Genomic DNA, 16,179 nt, shown 5'->3' with positions numbered 1-16,179 from the left:
GATCCTTCAGGCGGCCGATGCAAACGGGTCGGGCAAATGGGGGAGGACCTTGTCGAGCGTGAGTGGGAAGCTGCGCACGCGCACGCCGCAGGCGTTGCGGACGGCGTTGGCAATCGCACCGGCCGCGCCGCAGATGCCGAGTTCACCGACGCCCTTTGCCTGCAGCGGGCTGGCCGCCGCATCGCGCTCTTCCAGCAGGATCACCTCGAGCGCGGGAACGTCGGCGTGCACGGGCACGTGGTATTCGGCCAGATCGTGGTTGACCAGATGGCCATCGCGCGTGTCGAACGCCAGCTCCTCGGTCAGTGCGCTGCCAATGCCCCAGACCATGCCGCCCAGGCACTGCGACCGCGCAGTCTTGGCGTTGAGCACGCGGCCAAAGCCGAACGCCCCGGTCATCCGGCGCACGCGCACTTCACCGGTGAAGGCGTGAACCGCGACTTCTGCAAAGAATGCGCCGTAGCTCGCTTGCGAGAAATCCTTCAAGGTCTTGCCGGGCTTGATCGAGCCGACTTCGGCAATGTCCTTGCCGTCCAGAAGCTCGACGAGCGAACGCTCGCGACCGTCAAAACTGGCCATCCCGTCGCGAATTTCGAGTTCATCGGCATCACTTTCCATGTGCTTGGCCAGTTTTTCGCGGATTGCCTCGCAGGCGCGCATGACCGCAGAGCCGGTCGAGATCGCGCCGAAACTGCCGCCCGATCCGGCACCCGGCGGCAGGCTGGTATCACCCAGCACGACCTTCACCTGGCTGATCGGCAGGCCCAGCATTTCGCCCGCGATCTGCCCCAGAATGGCATAGGTGCCGGTGCCGATATCGGTCTGGTCGCTCTCGACCAGTGCGGTACCATCTGCCTTGAGCGTGACGCGCGCCTCGGCAAGTGTCAGCATGTTGACGCGCGCGGCACTGGCCACGCCCATCCCGATCCACCAGTCACCCTCGCGCGTCTGGCAGGGCGCGGGCTTGCGCTTGTCCCAGCCAAACTGTGCAGCGCCCTGCTCCAGCGCTTCGACCAGCATTCGCGACGAATAGGGCGTGCCCTCGACCGGCACCTTGCCAGGCAGGTTGCGCTTCCTCAGCTCGACAGGATCGATACCGACCGCTTCGGCAAGCTCGTCCATTGCGGCTTCGAGCACCTGCATGCCCACGGCTTCTCCGGGCGCGCGGACGGACCCTGCAGTCATCCGGCAGATCCGCGCGACCTCCACCTTGAGCAGGCGGTTCTCTCCGCCGTACAGAAACTCGGTCGCTTGCGTGACAGGTTCGGCAAAATCCTCCCCGGGCAGGTTGGAAACATGCGCTTCATGGCCCAGGCCGATGATCTTGCCGGCCGCATCGGTGGCGAGGCGCACACGTTGGCGTGTTTCGGAACGGCGCATGACGGTCTGGAACACCTGCTGGCGTGTCATCACCACCCGCACCGGGCGATCCAGAGCCTTGGCCGCAATGGCAGCGGCTACCGCCTCGTGCGTGATCCCCAGCTTGGAGCCGAAGCCCCCACCGACATAAGGCGCGATGATCCGGACCTTCTTGGCCGGCATCGACAGGCAATCGGCGATTTCCTTCACATTGTAGGCCAGCATCTGATAGCTGCCGCGCAGGATGAGATGGTCATCCTCCCAGTACGCAATCGTGGCATGGGGCTCCATCGCAGCGCTGGCATGGCCGGGCGTATGGTATTCGACATCGATGCTGAACGCCGCTTCGCGCATCGCCTGGTCGAGATCGCCGCCTACGACGGGCTCCTCGTCAGACGGCTGCTCGACCTCGGCATCGGGGCTTTCCGGGTCGAACGCGACCGGGACTTGTGCGTCGTCATAGTCCACTTTGAGCGCAAGTGCGGCGTCGCGGGCCTGCTCGAACGTCTCTGCCACGACCAGGGCTACGGGCTGGGCGAAATAGTCGACCGTATGGACATCCTGCACCGGAGCCTTGCCGGCGGTGCCCTGGACCGAGCGACGAACCATCGCTTCGTCGGCAAGAACCGCCAGCACGCCCGGCATGGCCAGAACAGGGTCGCGATGGATGGTCTTGACGGTGCCTTGCGGAATGCCCGCCAGAACCAGCACGCCTTCGACGAAGCCGTCGATTTTCCATTCTGCCGAATAGGTCGCGGTGCCGCTGACCTTGAGCGGCCCTTCCGGGCGGTCGAGCGGCTTGCCGATGACACCCTGCTTCATGGTGTCCAGCAGATTGCGCTCGTCGGGGGTGTTGTACATATCGGCCAGGGGCAAGCGCATGGGTCAGGCCTTTCCAGTTCGTGTGGCGTCGTTCAGCGTCGCGGCGAGCGCACGCGCAGCGAGCGGAATCTTGAAGTCGTTCGCGCCAAAGCCCTGCGCATCCTTCAGCAGGACCTCTGCAGCCTTGGCGAACAGCGCCGAGCTGGGCGCCTCCCCGATCAGCACCTGCTCTACCGCCGGATCGCGCCAGGGCACCGTGCCGAGGCTGCCGAAAGCCAGTGCGCACCGTGCAATGCGCCCCTCGTTCATTGTCAGATCGACCGCCACCGACACCAGCGCAAAGGCATAAGAGGCGCGATCGCGCACCTTGCGGTATATCTGCACGCCACCTGTCGGCGCGGGCAGCCGCACGGCGGTGATGAGCTCGCCTGCTTCCAGCACGTTGTCGCGCGCGGGGTCGTCGCCGGGCGGCAGATGGAACTGCGCAATGGGGATCTCGCGCTCGCCCGACGGGCCTTGCGTGAGGACGACCGCCTCCAGCGCGAGCATGGCCACAGCCATGTCCCCCGGATAGGTCGCGATGCACGCATCGCTGGTGCCAAGCACGGCATGGATACGATTAAAGCCCTCGCGCGCGGCACAGCCCGAACCCGGGTCCCGCTTGTTGCACGCCTGGCTGGTATCGTAGAAATAGCCGCAACGCGTCCGTTGACACAGGTTCCCGCCTGTCGTTGCGCGATTGCGCAACTGCGGGCTGGCGCCTGCCAGAATGGCCTTGGCGAGCAACGGCCAGTTCTCGCGAACCTGCATGTCTGCGGCGCAATCGGCATTGGTGACAAGCGCGCCGATTCTCAGCCCTTCGCCATCCTGCGCGATGTCGCCAAGGCCGGAGCGTCGGAGCGAGACGAGCCGTTCGGGCGTGGCGATCTGCAGCTTCATCAGGTCGACCAGGTTGGTGCCCCCGGCGATCGCTGTTGCGCCATCGTCCAGGAACTGCAGCGCTTCTGCCGTCGATGCGGCGTGGTCGAGTGCAAACGGTCTCATGCCACTGTCCCTTGATGATCAGCATCCGCTGCGATCACCTCTTCGAGTGCGGCAATGATGTTCGAGTAAGCGCCGCAGCGGCAGATGTTGCCACTCATCCGTTCGCGCAATTCTTCGGGCGTGGGGGATGGCCGTGCGGTCAGATCCTCTGTCTGCGCGCTCGCCCAGCCGTCGGCGAGTTCCTGCATCAGCGCTTTTGCCGAACAGATCTGGCCGGGCGTGCAATATCCGCACTGGAAGCCATCGTGTGTCACAAACGCCCGCTGGAGCGGCGCAAGCTTGTCAGGCGTACCGATCGCTTCAATCGTCTCGATCTCGTCACCATCATGCAGCTGGGCGAGCGAAAGGCACGAGTTGATGCGACGCCCCTCGACCAGAACGGTACATGCACCGCACTGCCCGTGGTCGCACCCCTTCTTGGTACCGGTCAGCCCCAGATCCTCGCGGAGCCATTCGAGCAAGGTCCGCCGCGGATCGGCTGGCAATGGATTGGCGACGCCATTCACGACGGCCATGGCAGTGCTTGAAACCATGTCTGCTGGATACCTTTTCGCTGGGGTTGCAATTTGGGTACGTGCAAACCTGGGGAGCGATCCCGCCCCTGGCTGATTTATCGCGATCATCGCGCGCGCCCTGCCGCAGTTTCGCAGTTGATCCGCCAGTGGCTTTGGCTGTCACAAGGTTCGCAAGCCCGGGCTGGCCTTCGCAGCCTTGTGCATGCTACCTGCGCACGGCTAAGAAATGCGGGAACCAACATTGCGAAAAGAGGCAGCGTGACAAAGTCCAGCGGAACCACGCAACCCTATAGCGTCGCGAGCAGATGGGCCTTCGTGGGGCTGGTCATCGGCATCGCTTTCTTCGTCATCAGCGCGGTGATTGCCTATTTCAACATCGAGAATGTGCGCGACAGCGAGCGCGAAATCCGGCGCACGCACGGCGTTCTGACCACGCTCGACGATGTGCTGTCCGCCACGCTCGATGCTGAAACCGGGCAGCGCGGATTCCTGCTGACGGGGCGCGATGCCTATCTCGAACCCTATTCCGAAGGGATCGCGCGGGCCGATGACGAACTGCGCAAGCTCGATGGCCTGACGCGCACGAACCCGCTCCAGAAGGAAAACTTCGCCGCGCTGGAGAACAGGATCACGGCCAGGATGCGGATCATGGCGGACGTCATCGAGGTGCGGCGCACCCAGGGCGTAGAGGCCGCGATCGCGGCACTGGCCACCGATCGCGGCAAGACTGTCATGGACGACATCCGTGAATATGTCGCCCGGATGACGCGCGAAGAACAGAGGATGCGTGAAACCCGGCTGGTTGCAATGGCCGCTGCCTCACAGGCGGCCGTTCTCAGCGTCGTCATGACCAGCCTCAGCGGCATCGGGCTGACGGTCGCAGTCTTCTTCCTGTTCATGCGCAACACCCGCAGCCGTGAGCGCCAGCAGTGGCTTCAGGCCGCGCAGGCCGATCTGGGCAAGGCGATGATGGGTGACAAGACGGTATCGGAGCTTGCCGCAGCCATCCTGTCCTTCCTGCACGAGCGCACCGGCAGTCCGGCAGGCGCGCTGTTCAAGGGGGAGAGCGGCAGCTTCCGGCGCGCCAGCATGCTCGGCGTGCCCGGCGATGCCGATGTCCCGACTGAATTCGCGCTCCATGAGGGGCTGATGGGACAGGTTGCGGTCGATGGCCGGATCATGGTCCTGGGCGATGTTCCGCCCGGTTACCTCACGGTCGGATCGTCGCTCGGTCGCTCGGCGCCGCGGCATCTCGTCATTGCTCCTGCCAAGGCCGACGATGCGGTCAATGCGGTGATCGAACTCGGCTTCTTCGAGCCGGTCGACCAGGTGGTGCTGGAACTGCTCGACGAGGCGTCAGGCGCTATCGGCATCGCGCTGCGCTCGGCGCGGTTTCGCGAACGGCTGCAGGATGCGCTCGAGGAAACCCAGCGTCAGGCCAGCGAGCTGCAGGCGCAATCGGAAGAGCTGCGGGTTTCGAACGAAGAGCTCGAGGAGCAGGGGGCGGCGCTGCGCGAATCGCAGGCGCGGCTGGAGCTGCAGCAGGTCGAGCTCGAGCAGACCAACAGCCAGCTGGAAGAGCAGGCGCAAGCGCTCGAGACCCAGCGCGACGAGCTGGAGCGCGCCAGTGCGACCTTGCAGCTCAAGGCGCGCGAACTGGAACAGGCGAGCCAGTACAAGACCGACTTCCTGGCGAACATGAGCCACGAGCTGCGCACCCCGCTCAACTCGCTGCTGATCCTGTCCAAGCTGCTCGGCGACAATCCCGATGGCAATCTGTCGTCCGAACAGGTGCGGTTCGCGCAGACGATCCAGTCGTCGGGCAACGATCTGCTCAACCTGATCAACGACATTCTCGACCTTTCCAAGATCGAGGCGGGGCATATCGAAATCCAGGCGGGGTCGGTTCCGATGGACCGGCTGCTGGGCGATCTGAAAAAGGTGTTCCAACCCATCGCCGACGAGCGGGGGCTGACGCTGACGCTCGAGCTGTCCGATGAGTGTCCGCGCTCCATCCTGACCGATCGCATGCGGCTAGAACAGATCCTCAAGAACCTGATGTCGAATGCGCTGAAGTTCACCGAGAGCGGCAGCGTGCGATTGACCGTGGCATCGGCGGACGACGACACAGTGACCCTCACGGTCGCGGACACCGGCATCGGCATCACCAAGGAACAGCAGGACAGCATCTTCGATGCGTTCCAGCAGGCCGACGGCTCGATCAGCCGCAGGTACGGCGGAACCGGACTGGGCCTGTCGATCTCGCGCGAGCTGGCCCGGCTGCTGGGCGGCGCGATCACGGTGGAGAGCGAGGTGGGCGCGGGCAGCCGGTTCATGCTAACCATTCCTGCGACCTATGATCCCGCCCGGGTCCCCGTGCGCGAGCAGGCGCGCTCCGCGCCGCAACCGGCGGTGGCCAGCCCGCAACCTGCCATGCGTCGTCCCGCTGCCAAGCTTCGCACGTCCGAGGTCCAGGCCGACCGCAATGCGCTCGATACCGGCAAGCGTCTGCTGCTGGTGATCGAGGACGATGCAACCTTTGCCTCGATCGTGTGCGATCTGTCGCACGAAATGGGCTTCCAGTGCATCGTCGCCGGCACCGCGCAGGAGGCGATCGACATTGCGCGCGACTACAAGCCCAGCGCGATCGTGCTCGATATCGGCCTTCCCGACCAGTCGGGGCTGACCGTGCTCGATCATCTCAAGCATCAGGACGAAACCCGGCACATTCCGATCCACGTGATCTCGGGCGCCGACCAGAGCCAGACTGCGCTGGCGCTGGGGGCGATCGGCTATCTGGAAAAGCCGGTGCAGCGCGAACGGCTGGCCGAAGTGCTGGGCGGTCTTCAGAAGAAGCTCGCCTCATCGATGCGGCGGGTTCTCATCGTCGAGGACAATGACGTGCAGCGCGACGCGGTGTCCGAACTGCTCAAGTCGCAGGATGTCGAAACCGTGGGCGTGGGCACCGTGGCGCGGTGCCTCGAGCTGCTGCGCAGCGAACCCTTTGATTGCATGGTGCTCGATCTGGCGCTGCCCGATGCCTCGGGCTTCTCGCTGCTGGAAGAGCTCAGCCAGGACAGCGATCGCGCCTATCCGCCGGTGATCATCTATACCGGGCGCGATCTGACGTCGGAAGAAGAGCAGCGCCTGCGCCGCTATTCCAGCTCGATCATCATCAAGGGGGCCAAGTCGCCCGAGCGGCTGCTCGACGAGGTCTCGCTGTTCCTCCACCAGGTGGTCGCCGAGATGCCGCCCGAGCAGCGCCGAATGCTCGAAAAAGCCCGGCATCGCGATGCCGCGCTCGAAGGGCGGCGCGTGCTTATCGTCGAGGACGATGTGCGGAACGTTTATTCGCTCACCAGCGTTCTCGAACCGCGCGGCGTCATCGCCAAGATCGCACGCAACGGCCAGGAGGCGCTCGATATGCTGGAGGCAAGCGCCGATGGGGCCGAAAAGCCGATCGACCTGGTGCTGATGGATGTGATGATGCCGGTCATGGACGGGCTGACGGCGGTGCGCACGATGCGCGGCAACCCGAAATGGGCCAAGCTGCCGGTCATCATGCTCACCGCCAAGGCCATGCCCGACGATCAGCAGAACTGCCTCGATGCCGGGGCGAACGATTACATGGCCAAGCCCATCGATGTCGACAAGCTGCTCTCGCTGGTGCGGGTATGGATGCCGCGCTAGTGACCAGCTCGATCGAGGACATCGAAATCCAGCTGCTGCTGGAAGCGTTGTACCAGCATTATCACTATGACTTCCGCCAGTACGCGCGTGCGTCGATCAAGCGCCGCTTGCTGCAGGCACGCAGCCAGCTGGGCTATGCCAGCATTTCCGAGATCCAGGCTGCGGTGCTGCGCGATGCGACGCTCCTGCCCCGTCTGCTCGATTTCCTGACGGTTCAGGTGAGCGAGATGTTTCGCGATCCGTCCTATTTCCGCGCGCTGCGCGAAAAGGTCATTCCGCACCTCCACACCTATCCCTCGCTCAAGGTGTGGGTGGCAGGCTGCAGCAACGGCGAAGAACTTTATTCACTCTCCATCCTGTTTCACGAGGAGGGGCTGGCCAGGAAGACCCTGTTCTATGCCACCGACATCAATCCGACCGCGCTCAAGGCGGCGCAGGCCGGGGTCTATTCGCTCGACCAGATAAGGCTGTTCACCGAAAATCATCAGCGATCGGGTGGGCGATCATCGCTGTCCGATTACTACACCGCCGATTATGGGCGTGCCGTTTTCGACAGGTCGCTTTCCAGCCAGGTCGTGTTTTCCGACCACAGCCTGGTCACCGATGCCGCATTCGGCGAAATGCACCTGATTTCGTGCCGCAACGTGCTGATCTATTTCGACCGCGAACTGCAGGATCGCGCGGTCGGCCTGTTTCGCGATTCTCTTGCGCGCAGAGGCTTTCTGGGTCTCGGATCGAAGGAGAGCCTGCGGTTTTCCGCGCATGCCGATGCCTTTGACGAGTTCGAGCGCGAAGAGAAGATCTATCAGCGGACTGCGTCGTGATGCGGGCGATCGTCATCGGCGCTTCGGCGGGCGGGGTGCAGGCGCTGCTGTCGATCCTGACAGCCTTGCCGCCACAGTTTTCCTGCCCGATCCTCATCGTCCTCCATGTGCCCCAGCGCAACGACAACCCGCTGGTCAGTTTGCTGCGGGCCCGATGTCTTCTCGACGTCAAGGAAGCAGAGGACAAGGAACCGCTAGGACAAGGCACGATCTATTTCGCCCCGCCCGGCTACCATCTGCTGATCGAGAAAAACATGACGATTGCCCTGTCCTCCGACGAACCCGTCAACTTCTCGCGCCCCGCCATCGACGTGCTGTTCGAGACGGCGGCCGATGCCCTGAGTGACGCTGTGACGGGCATCATCCTCACCGGCGCCAACCATGACGGTGCCCAGGGTCTGCGAGCGATCGGTGCGGCCGGTGGTACGGCCATCGTCCAGGACCCCAGCACCGCCGAAATGCCTGCGATGCCGCTGGCCGCGCTGGAAGCCTGTCCGTTGGCGCAATCGCTGAGTATCGACGAGATAATCGAGTTCCTGAGGAAGGAGGCAGCGTGATGACGATGGCTGACGATCCGGTTCGCATCCTGCTGGTCGATGACCTTGAGGAAAACCTGATTGCCCTGAGCGCCTTGCTGCGCCGCGAGGGGCTGAGCTGCGATACCGCGCGCAGCGGCGAGGCGGCGCTGGAGCTGTTGCTGGTCAAGGACTATGCGCTGGCCTTTCTCGACGTCCAGATGCCCGGCATGGACGGCTTCGAGCTCGCCGAGTTCATGCGCAACAACGAACGATCGCGGCACATTCCGATCATCTTCGTCACCGCTGGCGCCAGCGACGGTACCCGGCGCTTCAAGGGCTATGAGGCGGGCGCGGTCGATTTCATCCAGAAGCCGATCGAAGCCGATATTCTCAGGTCCAAGGCGCGGGTGTTTCTCGAGCTCTACAGCCAGCGCCGGCAACTGGCGGTCCAGCGCGATGAGCTTGCCGCGCTGACCGAGTCGCTCAAACAGGCCGACATCCAGAAGAACCGCTTTCTTGCCGTTCTGGGGCACGAGCTGCGCAACCCGATCATGGCGCTCAACGCCGGACTGATCATGCTCGAGCGCAAGAAGGGCCAACCGGTCGAGGGCGAAATCCGCACTTCGATGAGCCGCTATCTGACGCACATGACGCGGCTGGTGGAAGACCTGCTCGATATCTCGCGGATCGAACAGGGCAAGATCTCGCTGCAGCGCGAGCGGGTGGACCTGAACGACGTGCTGGCGTTCGCCATCGAGACATCGCGTCCGGCGATCGACGAGGCCGGACACACGCTGCATCTCGAGCTTCCGCCGAAGCCGGTGCTGCTGGATGCCGACCACGCGCGCATGGCGCAGATCATCGGCAATCTGGTCAGCAATGCAGCCAAATACACGCCTGCTGCAGGCACGATCCGGGTGACCGCGCGCGCCGAGGACCAGACCGCCTGGATCGAGGTTTCCGACAACGGCATCGGCATCGCGCCCGATCAGCAGGGCCGCATTTTTGGCATCTTTGAGCAGGCCGATGTCAATGGCACGGTCAAGCAGGATGGCCTCGGGATCGGGCTGGCGCTGGTCAAGCAGCTGGTCGAGCTGCATGGCGGCACCATCCGCCTGAAACACAGCGCGCCCGGAGAAGGCAGTACCTTTGAGGTGTGCCTTCCCACAATCGGCTAGCGCCTGACCACCCGATCAGGGTATTTTGTGGGATTGCTATCTGGCGGAGAGGGTGTCGGTCATATTATATATCTAAAAATATGATCTAATGTGATTTTATTCCAACCCGCCCCGATGCCTATCCCTAACCCTACCCCAACGTGTAGACTGTTGACCAAGGGGATAGCCGCGCCTCTGTGACGACGAAAGCAGTAGCCGGATGCAACACCACCCACTCCACGGTTGGTCCACAAGACTTGGCCTAGGACATTCCGGCCGTTCCCTTTGGCCTCCGCCGATGACGGCATCGGACAGGACCGTACATCTCCTGTTGGATAAACCCAGCGGCTAGGTGCGAGAATGGCCCGTCAGCTCTGCTCCTGGGCTGGCAACTGAATTAACTGGCTCGGTGGCAGGCCAAGCGGCCTCTGGGATCACAGATTATTTTGGTATCGGCATAGCTATGGCGTGCCGGTGGCTTGCGCTCGCGCTACTGCTTCTGGGCGAGGTTATCGCGCACTTCGCCGCCGACCCGGCCGTCATCGCCAGCAGCAAATTGGCAAGTGCCAATGCGCCAAGGGCATTCAGGATAATCACAGCAAACAGCATCTTCGTGGTAACGGTTGTCGCAACCGGAATGGTCATCCCTCCGGGCGCAATCGCATCTTTGGCAGCCACGCGCCCAGTACCAAACCCAGAATGCTCCCCACGCCAGCCGTAATCTGAATCGCGCCAATGACCGCAGTCACGTCCCAGCGTTCAGGTGGCTCCGCTGGCTGCTTGTGGCTCCCACAAGATGTGGCGGTCGTCCAAGCATATCAGGTTGTCAATCTCGACCAGCACGCCTCGGGAGTGATAGCCAATCAGCTGCTTGACCGGAATTTCCCGGTTGCGGACAAGAATGGCAGTTTCTTCCGAAGAGAAGTCGGTCATGCCGCGGGCACGTTCGGTGCCTGTCTCGTCATAGATGTGAATCACATCGCCCTTGACGTAATTCCCGCAGATCGAAACCACGTCGTCGCGGTCGATACCCCGCCCGCCCGCAGCCATTGCCTCGGCCGCATTTTTGGAAATGACGATGCTGCCATCCATCTGCAAACGGTCGGTCAGCCATGCTGCCCAGCTGTCTGCGGGTTCGGCATGCGCCACACAGGTCGTGCACGGTCGAATGCCATCCAGCACAGAGGTCACCGGATTGTCGGCCTCACCGTTCGCTATCAGCGTCGTGCAACCGGCGTTCTGCGCCATGTTCGCCGCCTGCATCTTGGTCAGCATGCCGCCAGTGCCCAGCGTTCCAACCTCACTGGTGACCGCGAGATACTGGCTGACATCGTGCACGGTTTCGACCAGCCTGGCGCCGGGCTCGGACGGATTGCGGTCATACAGCCCATCAACCCCGGTCAGGATCACCAGATGCTGGGCCTGAACCATCTGCGCCACCTTGGCGGCCAGACGATCATTGTCACCCACCCGGATTTCTTCGGTCGTGATCGTGTCGTTCTCGTTTATGATCGGGAGCACGCCCGATTCGATCAGCCGGTGAAGGGTGTTCTTGGTGTTGAGAAACCTCCGATGGTCTCCGAAGTCACCCAAAGTCACCAGAATTTGCGCGATCTTGAGATCATGTTCGTGTCCGATCTGCTTGTAGGCGTTCAGTAGCAGCGGCATTCCGCATGCTGCAGCGGCCTGTTTGTCGCGCAAACCGGCGGTTGCAGGGGTGATGCCGATCATCTTCATCCCCAACGAGACGGCCCCCGACGAGCATAGAACGACCTCATAGCCCCTGGATGACAAGAGAGCGATATCTTCCATCAATCGTTGAAGAAACGCCCAGCGTGGTACAAGATTGTTTTGATCAGTCAAAAGACTTGAACCAACCTTGATAACAATACGGTCTGTTTTATTCACGATTTACTCTACTTTTTACTTTAGGAATTAGGCGATTAAAGGCATATCAATGCCTCCGAAGTCACTCGCATGGCATATGGTTTGACACCGAAAGCCAATTTTGACATAGGGGCCTATATCCTTGACATTAACATATGGCAACCCGGCCTTCCGCCGGAGCGCCGGAATGTCATTCAGGCACATGCTGTCGGCTCATATGGATTGTCTTTGAAATCTGTCGGACCCGATAGCGCCACATTGACCCATATCGATAATGAAGAAGGTTGTTGTTTTGCGTATTGCATTGGTTGGACATGGAAAAATGGGTAGCGCATTGCTCACCCAATGGTGCTCGGTCGTCGACACGGATTTTCCCGGCACTAAGTTTTTCGTTATCGATCCGATGCAACACGACAGCTTGTCTGCGGAGTCGGATCATATCGACTATCTTCGCGAGCCGCCTCCTGTCGACGAATGCGCGTTCGACCTGGTCATTGTCGCGGTTAAGCCGCAGGTTGTGGCCGAGGTGCTGCCCGATTATGCCGCGCGGCTATCGCAAGACGGGTTCGTCGCTTCGATTGCGGCTGGCTGCTCGATTGAACGGCTTAAGGCCCTGTCCGGCGGTGCAGCCGTTGTCCGCGTGATGCCCAACCTCCCTTCGGCCATTGGCGCAGGCGTCAGCGGGCTGTGCGCAGATGGCGACGCGACAGAGGCCCAGCGGGCATTGATCGAACGCCTGATGGCGGCAGCGGGTAGCACGATGTGGGTGCCGGACGAAGACATGCTCGACCGGTTGACCGCCGTTGCAGGATCAGGGCCGGGTTATATCCTCGAGATCGCCCGCAATTATGTTGATGCTGCAGCGTCCATGGGCTTCAGTCCAGAAGACGCGCGGCAGCTGGTGCTTGGAACCATGGCGGGGACAATCGCGATGGCCATAGGCTCGCAATCCAGCCTTGAGCAACTTCGCATCAGCGTGACCAGCAAGAACGGGACGACCGCAGCGGGGCTTGAGGCTCTCAACGGGGATGACGCGCTGGGGGAGCGGTTTAGCGCCACGTTGAAAGCCGCCTATGTCCGCGCGGTCGAATTGCGTTGACCGCCCCGCATCGAAATCCAGACACACGGGCCAACCTCACAGGCCGGCCTCGCGGGAGAGACGACCCATGACATTGCATAAACCAGTCCAGACAGAATCTGCCGATGCGGCCGCGCATGTCTTCGCGCTTTGCAAGGCCGCAAGGGTCGCCGCGCGGCAGCTTGCGACGGCGGATACCGCGACGAAAAACATCGCACTGCGCGCCGCAGCGCGGGCGTTGCGTGTGACGAGTCCTGATCTCATCGCCGCCAATGCGGCGGACATCGCCAGTCTCGATGGCAGCAAGCCTGAATCGTTCATCGACCGGTTACGCCTCGACGAGGCCAGGGTCGCAGCGCTTGCCGACGCGCTCGATGCCATCGCCGAACTGCCAGACCCGGTCGGCCGCGAGCTCGCGCGATTTGAAAGGCCCAACGGCCTGGATATCCGCCGGGTGGCGGTTCCGATCGGGGTGATTGCGATGATCTATGAGTCCCGCCCCAATGTCGGCGCGGATGCAAGCGCGCTGTGCATCAAATCCGGCAACGCCATCATCCTGCGGGGCGGATCCGAAAGCATCCGTTCAACCGAGGCGATCGTGCGCTGCATGCGCGAGGGGCTGGTCGAGGCTCGTTTGTCACCCGATTGCGTGCAGATGGTTGGCACCACCGACCGGGCAGCGGTCACCGAATTGCTACACGCGGTCGACCATATCGATCTTGCCATTCCCCGCGGTGGTCGTGGCCTCGTCGAACTGGTCCGCCGCGAAGCGCGCGTGCCGACGTTGCTGCATCTCGATGGCAACTGCCACAGCTATGTTCATGCCGATGCGGATGTGGCGCAGGCGGTCGCGATCATCCGCAACGCCAAATTGCGTCGCACCGGAGTATGCGGCGCGACAGAAAGCATCGTCATCGACCGTCAGATCGCCGCCAAGGTTCTGCCTGCACTGGTCGACGCCATGCCCGATTGCGAATTGCGCGGCGATGCCGAGGCGATCGCCATCGAGCCGCGGCTGTCCTGCGCCAGAGATCAGGATTGGAGCACCGAATATCTCGACGCCATCGCCTCGGTAAAGCTCGTCGACGAACTCGATGCCGCGATTGCCTTCATCGCGCAGCATTCCTCGGGGCATACCGATGCCATCCTCACGCGGAACACCGATGCTGTGAGGCAATTCATGCTGTCGATCGACAGCGCGGTGGTGATGCACAATGCCTCCACGCAGTTTTCGGATGGCGGTGAATTCGGAATGGGCGCCGAAATCGGCATCGCCACCGGCAAAATGCACGCGCGAGGCCCGGTTGGTCTCGAACAGCTGACCAGTTTCAAATATCTCGTCCATGGTGCCGGACAGATTCGCGCCTGACCGGTACTGTCTGTCTGAGTCCAACCCACTGCCGAACGGAACATCGTCATGAATTCGGAAACCGCCGTCTCGCTGGGCGCCTATTTTGTGCTGATGATCGGCATAGGCCTGTATGCGTGGCGCAAATCGACGAGCAATGTCTCCGAGTTCATGCTGGGGGGGCGCAACCTGCCACCTGCGGTCGCAGCACTCTCTGCCGGCGCCTCCGACATGAGCGGCTGGATGCTGATGGGGCTCCCGGGGGCGGTTTATCTGTCAGGGTACAGCGCCGTTTGGATCGCGGTGGGACTGACCGTTGGCGCCTGGGCAAATTACCGCCTCGTCGCGCCGCGCCTGCGCGCATACACCGAAATCGCCGAAGATGCGGTGACGATCCCGGACTATCTTGAAAAACGCTTCGAGGATCGCAGCCGCAAACTCAGGGTGATCGCGTCGCTGGTCATCGTGGTTTTCTTTACCCTGTATACCTCGGCCGGCCTGGTGGCCGGCGGCAAATTGTTCGAGGCGTCGTTCGGCTATGATTATCGCTTCGGGCTCATCCTGACAGCGTCGGTTGTGGTGCTCTACACCTTGTTCGGCGGCTTTCTTGCGGTCAGCCTGACCGATTTCGTCCAAGGCTGCATCATGTTCATCGCTCTGGTGCTGGTACCGATCGTCGCGATTGCAGCGGTCGGTGGCTGGAATGAGACACAGGCTGCGGCCAGCGCAACCGATCCGGACTATTTCGACTGGTTTGCCGGGGTCAGCACGCTCGGCATCATATCGAGCCTTGCCTGGGGACTGGGCTATTTCGGCCAGCCCCACATCATCGTGCGCTTCATGGCAGTGCGCTCGGTCAAGGACATGCCAGCCACGCGCCGCATCGGCATGTCGTGGATGATCGTTACCGTGATCGGCGCGGTACTGTGCGGTATTGGCGGGCTTGCCTATGTCGCACAGAACAACATCGCACTGGCCGATCCTGAAACAATCTTCATCGTGTTGTCGCAGACGCTGTTTCACCCCTATATCGCGGGCTTCTTGCTCGCTGCGATCCTGGCCGCGATCATGAGTACGATCTCCTCGCAGCTTCTAGTGTCATCAAGTTCGCTGACCGAAGATTTCTACAAGACGTTCTATCGCAAATCCGCCAGCCAGACCGAACTGGTGATGATCGGCCGGGTGGCGACGCTGCTGGTGGCAGTCATTGCGGTGTTTCTGGCACTCGATGGGTCGAGCAGCATCCTGTCGCTGGTCGGCAATGCGTGGGCAGGCTTCGGTGCGGCGTTCGGCCCTGTCATCCTGCTCAGCCTGCATTGGCGCCGCATGACCCGCCAGGGTGCGCTTGCAGGCATTGTCAGCGGAGCAACGACGGTGCTGATCTGGCTTTACGCCCCCATAACGATCAACGGGCAAGCGCCCACCGACGTGGTTTACGAGATCATTCCAGGGTTCATCCTCAGCACCATTGCTGCCGTCGCTGTCAGCCGGTTCGGCAAACCAGCACCGGACACTCTGGCAAAGAACTTCAGCGCAATGCTTTCTGAGCAATGAACCGCTGAAGCTTGCCGCCGACGAGGCTGTAGGCAGCCTCCACCTTGTCCCTGGGCGTATGGGCGAGCATCAGATCAAATTGCCACCGTTTCAAAGTCTATGCCGCCGGAATTGCCGTTCGCGGTTTTGTTGCAGCGCTTGGCTTGCCTAGGATCAATCCCGTTCGCGAGAGAACGCTTGGCATCATCCCGACGCTCGCTTGCCTCGCGAAGGGTGACCTCTGGATAGCCTCCGAAGGTCAGCAGCAGCTCCTGACCCTTGAGCCTGAATTTGAACCGTCAGACAATCCGGCCGGTCTTATCGACGTGGAGGTAGAGCCCTCCAGCGTCACTCATCTTGTAGTCCTTGTCTCGCGGCTTGGCCGTCCTCACTGCAGTATCGGT

General features: G+C 62.2%; 12 protein-coding genes. 7 read left to right on the top strand and 5 right to left on the bottom strand.

Features of this window, described 5'->3' with window-relative positions; genetic code table 11:
• Positions 1–6: 6 nt before the first annotated feature.
• Genes D618_RS0115065 through D618_RS18615 form a run of 3 tightly spaced genes read right to left on the bottom strand, consistent with a single transcriptional unit; the run spans position 7 to position 3,758 of the window.
• Entirely contained in the window at positions 7–2,241 is a 2,235-nt protein-coding gene (locus D618_RS0115065) for a xanthine dehydrogenase family protein molybdopterin-binding subunit (RefSeq protein ID WP_017672367.1), read from the bottom strand.
• Positions 2,242–2,244: 3 nt separating this feature from the next.
• The gene (locus tag D618_RS0115060) at positions 2,245–3,225 is read right to left on the bottom strand and encodes a xanthine dehydrogenase family protein subunit M (RefSeq protein ID WP_017672366.1); all 981 of its coding nucleotides are present in this window, start codon (positions 3,223–3,225) and stop codon (positions 2,245–2,247) included.
• Positions 3,222–3,758 carry a 2Fe-2S iron-sulfur cluster-binding protein gene (locus D618_RS18615; RefSeq protein ID WP_238550693.1) on the bottom strand — a complete coding sequence of 179 codons (537 nt, stop codon included), beginning with the start codon at positions 3,756–3,758 and terminating at the stop codon, positions 3,222–3,224. Before D618_RS18615 ends, D618_RS0115060 begins: the two co-directional genes overlap by 4 nt.
• Before the next feature lie 240 nt (positions 3,759–3,998).
• Between D618_RS18615 and D618_RS0115050 the strand changes: the two genes are divergently transcribed.
• Genes D618_RS0115050 through D618_RS0115035 form a run of 4 tightly spaced genes read left to right on the top strand, consistent with a single transcriptional unit; the run spans position 3,999 to position 9,950 of the window.
• A complete protein-coding gene (locus D618_RS0115050) occupies positions 3,999–7,430 on the top strand; it encodes a response regulator (RefSeq protein ID WP_238550692.1) in 3,432 nt (1,143 codons plus the stop codon).
• Complete coding sequence (locus D618_RS0115045) at positions 7,415–8,254, top strand: CheR family methyltransferase (RefSeq protein WP_017672363.1); 840 nt, start codon at positions 7,415–7,417, stop codon at positions 8,252–8,254. The genes D618_RS0115050 and D618_RS0115045 overlap by 16 nt, the downstream gene beginning before the upstream one ends.
• A complete protein-coding gene (locus tag D618_RS0115040) occupies positions 8,254–8,811 on the top strand; it encodes a chemotaxis protein CheB (protein WP_017672362.1) in 558 nt (185 codons plus the stop codon). Before D618_RS0115045 ends, D618_RS0115040 begins: the two co-directional genes overlap by 1 nt.
• Positions 8,811–9,950 carry a hybrid sensor histidine kinase/response regulator gene (locus D618_RS0115035; protein ID WP_017672361.1) on the top strand — a complete coding sequence of 380 codons (1,140 nt, stop codon included), beginning with the start codon at positions 8,811–8,813 and terminating at the stop codon, positions 9,948–9,950. Before D618_RS0115040 ends, D618_RS0115035 begins: the two co-directional genes overlap by 1 nt.
• A 420-nt stretch (positions 9,951–10,370) precedes the next feature.
• On the opposite strand, the gene D618_RS0115030 is transcribed toward D618_RS0115035, so the two are convergent.
• Together D618_RS0115030 and proB are read right to left on the bottom strand one after the other, a co-directional pair.
• Positions 10,371–10,607, bottom strand: coding sequence for a hypothetical protein (locus tag D618_RS0115030; RefSeq protein ID WP_193746728.1), 237 nt, complete (start codon positions 10,605–10,607; stop codon positions 10,371–10,373).
• 81 nt (positions 10,608–10,688) lie between these two features.
• Positions 10,689–11,837, bottom strand: a complete 1,149-nt coding sequence (proB, locus tag D618_RS0115025; RefSeq protein WP_026091732.1) for a glutamate 5-kinase — start codon at positions 11,835–11,837, stop codon at positions 10,689–10,691.
• A gap of 253 nt (positions 11,838–12,090) precedes the next feature.
• Here proB and D618_RS0115020 point away from each other — a divergent pair, with 253 nt between their 5' ends.
• From D618_RS0115020 to putP, 3 genes are all read left to right on the top strand, one after another.
• Positions 12,091–12,915, top strand: coding sequence for a pyrroline-5-carboxylate reductase (locus tag D618_RS0115020; protein WP_081590542.1), 825 nt, complete (start codon positions 12,091–12,093; stop codon positions 12,913–12,915).
• A gap of 67 nt (positions 12,916–12,982) precedes the next feature.
• Positions 12,983–14,263 carry a glutamate-5-semialdehyde dehydrogenase gene (locus D618_RS0115015; protein WP_040370842.1) on the top strand — a complete coding sequence of 427 codons (1,281 nt, stop codon included), beginning with the start codon at positions 12,983–12,985 and terminating at the stop codon, positions 14,261–14,263.
• Between the two features lie 48 nt (positions 14,264–14,311).
• The gene (gene putP / locus D618_RS0115010; RefSeq protein WP_017672356.1) at positions 14,312–15,796 is read left to right on the top strand and encodes a sodium/proline symporter PutP; all 1,485 of its coding nucleotides are present in this window, start codon (positions 14,312–14,314) and stop codon (positions 15,794–15,796) included.
• Positions 15,797–16,179: the final 383 nt, after the last annotated feature.

The sequence above is a fragment of the Blastomonas sp. AAP53 genome, assembly GCF_000331245.1.
GTDB lineage: Bacteria > Pseudomonadota > Alphaproteobacteria > Sphingomonadales > Sphingomonadaceae > Blastomonas.
Note: the sequence above shows the minus strand (reverse complement) of the source record. Positions and strands in the feature narration are given on the sequence as shown.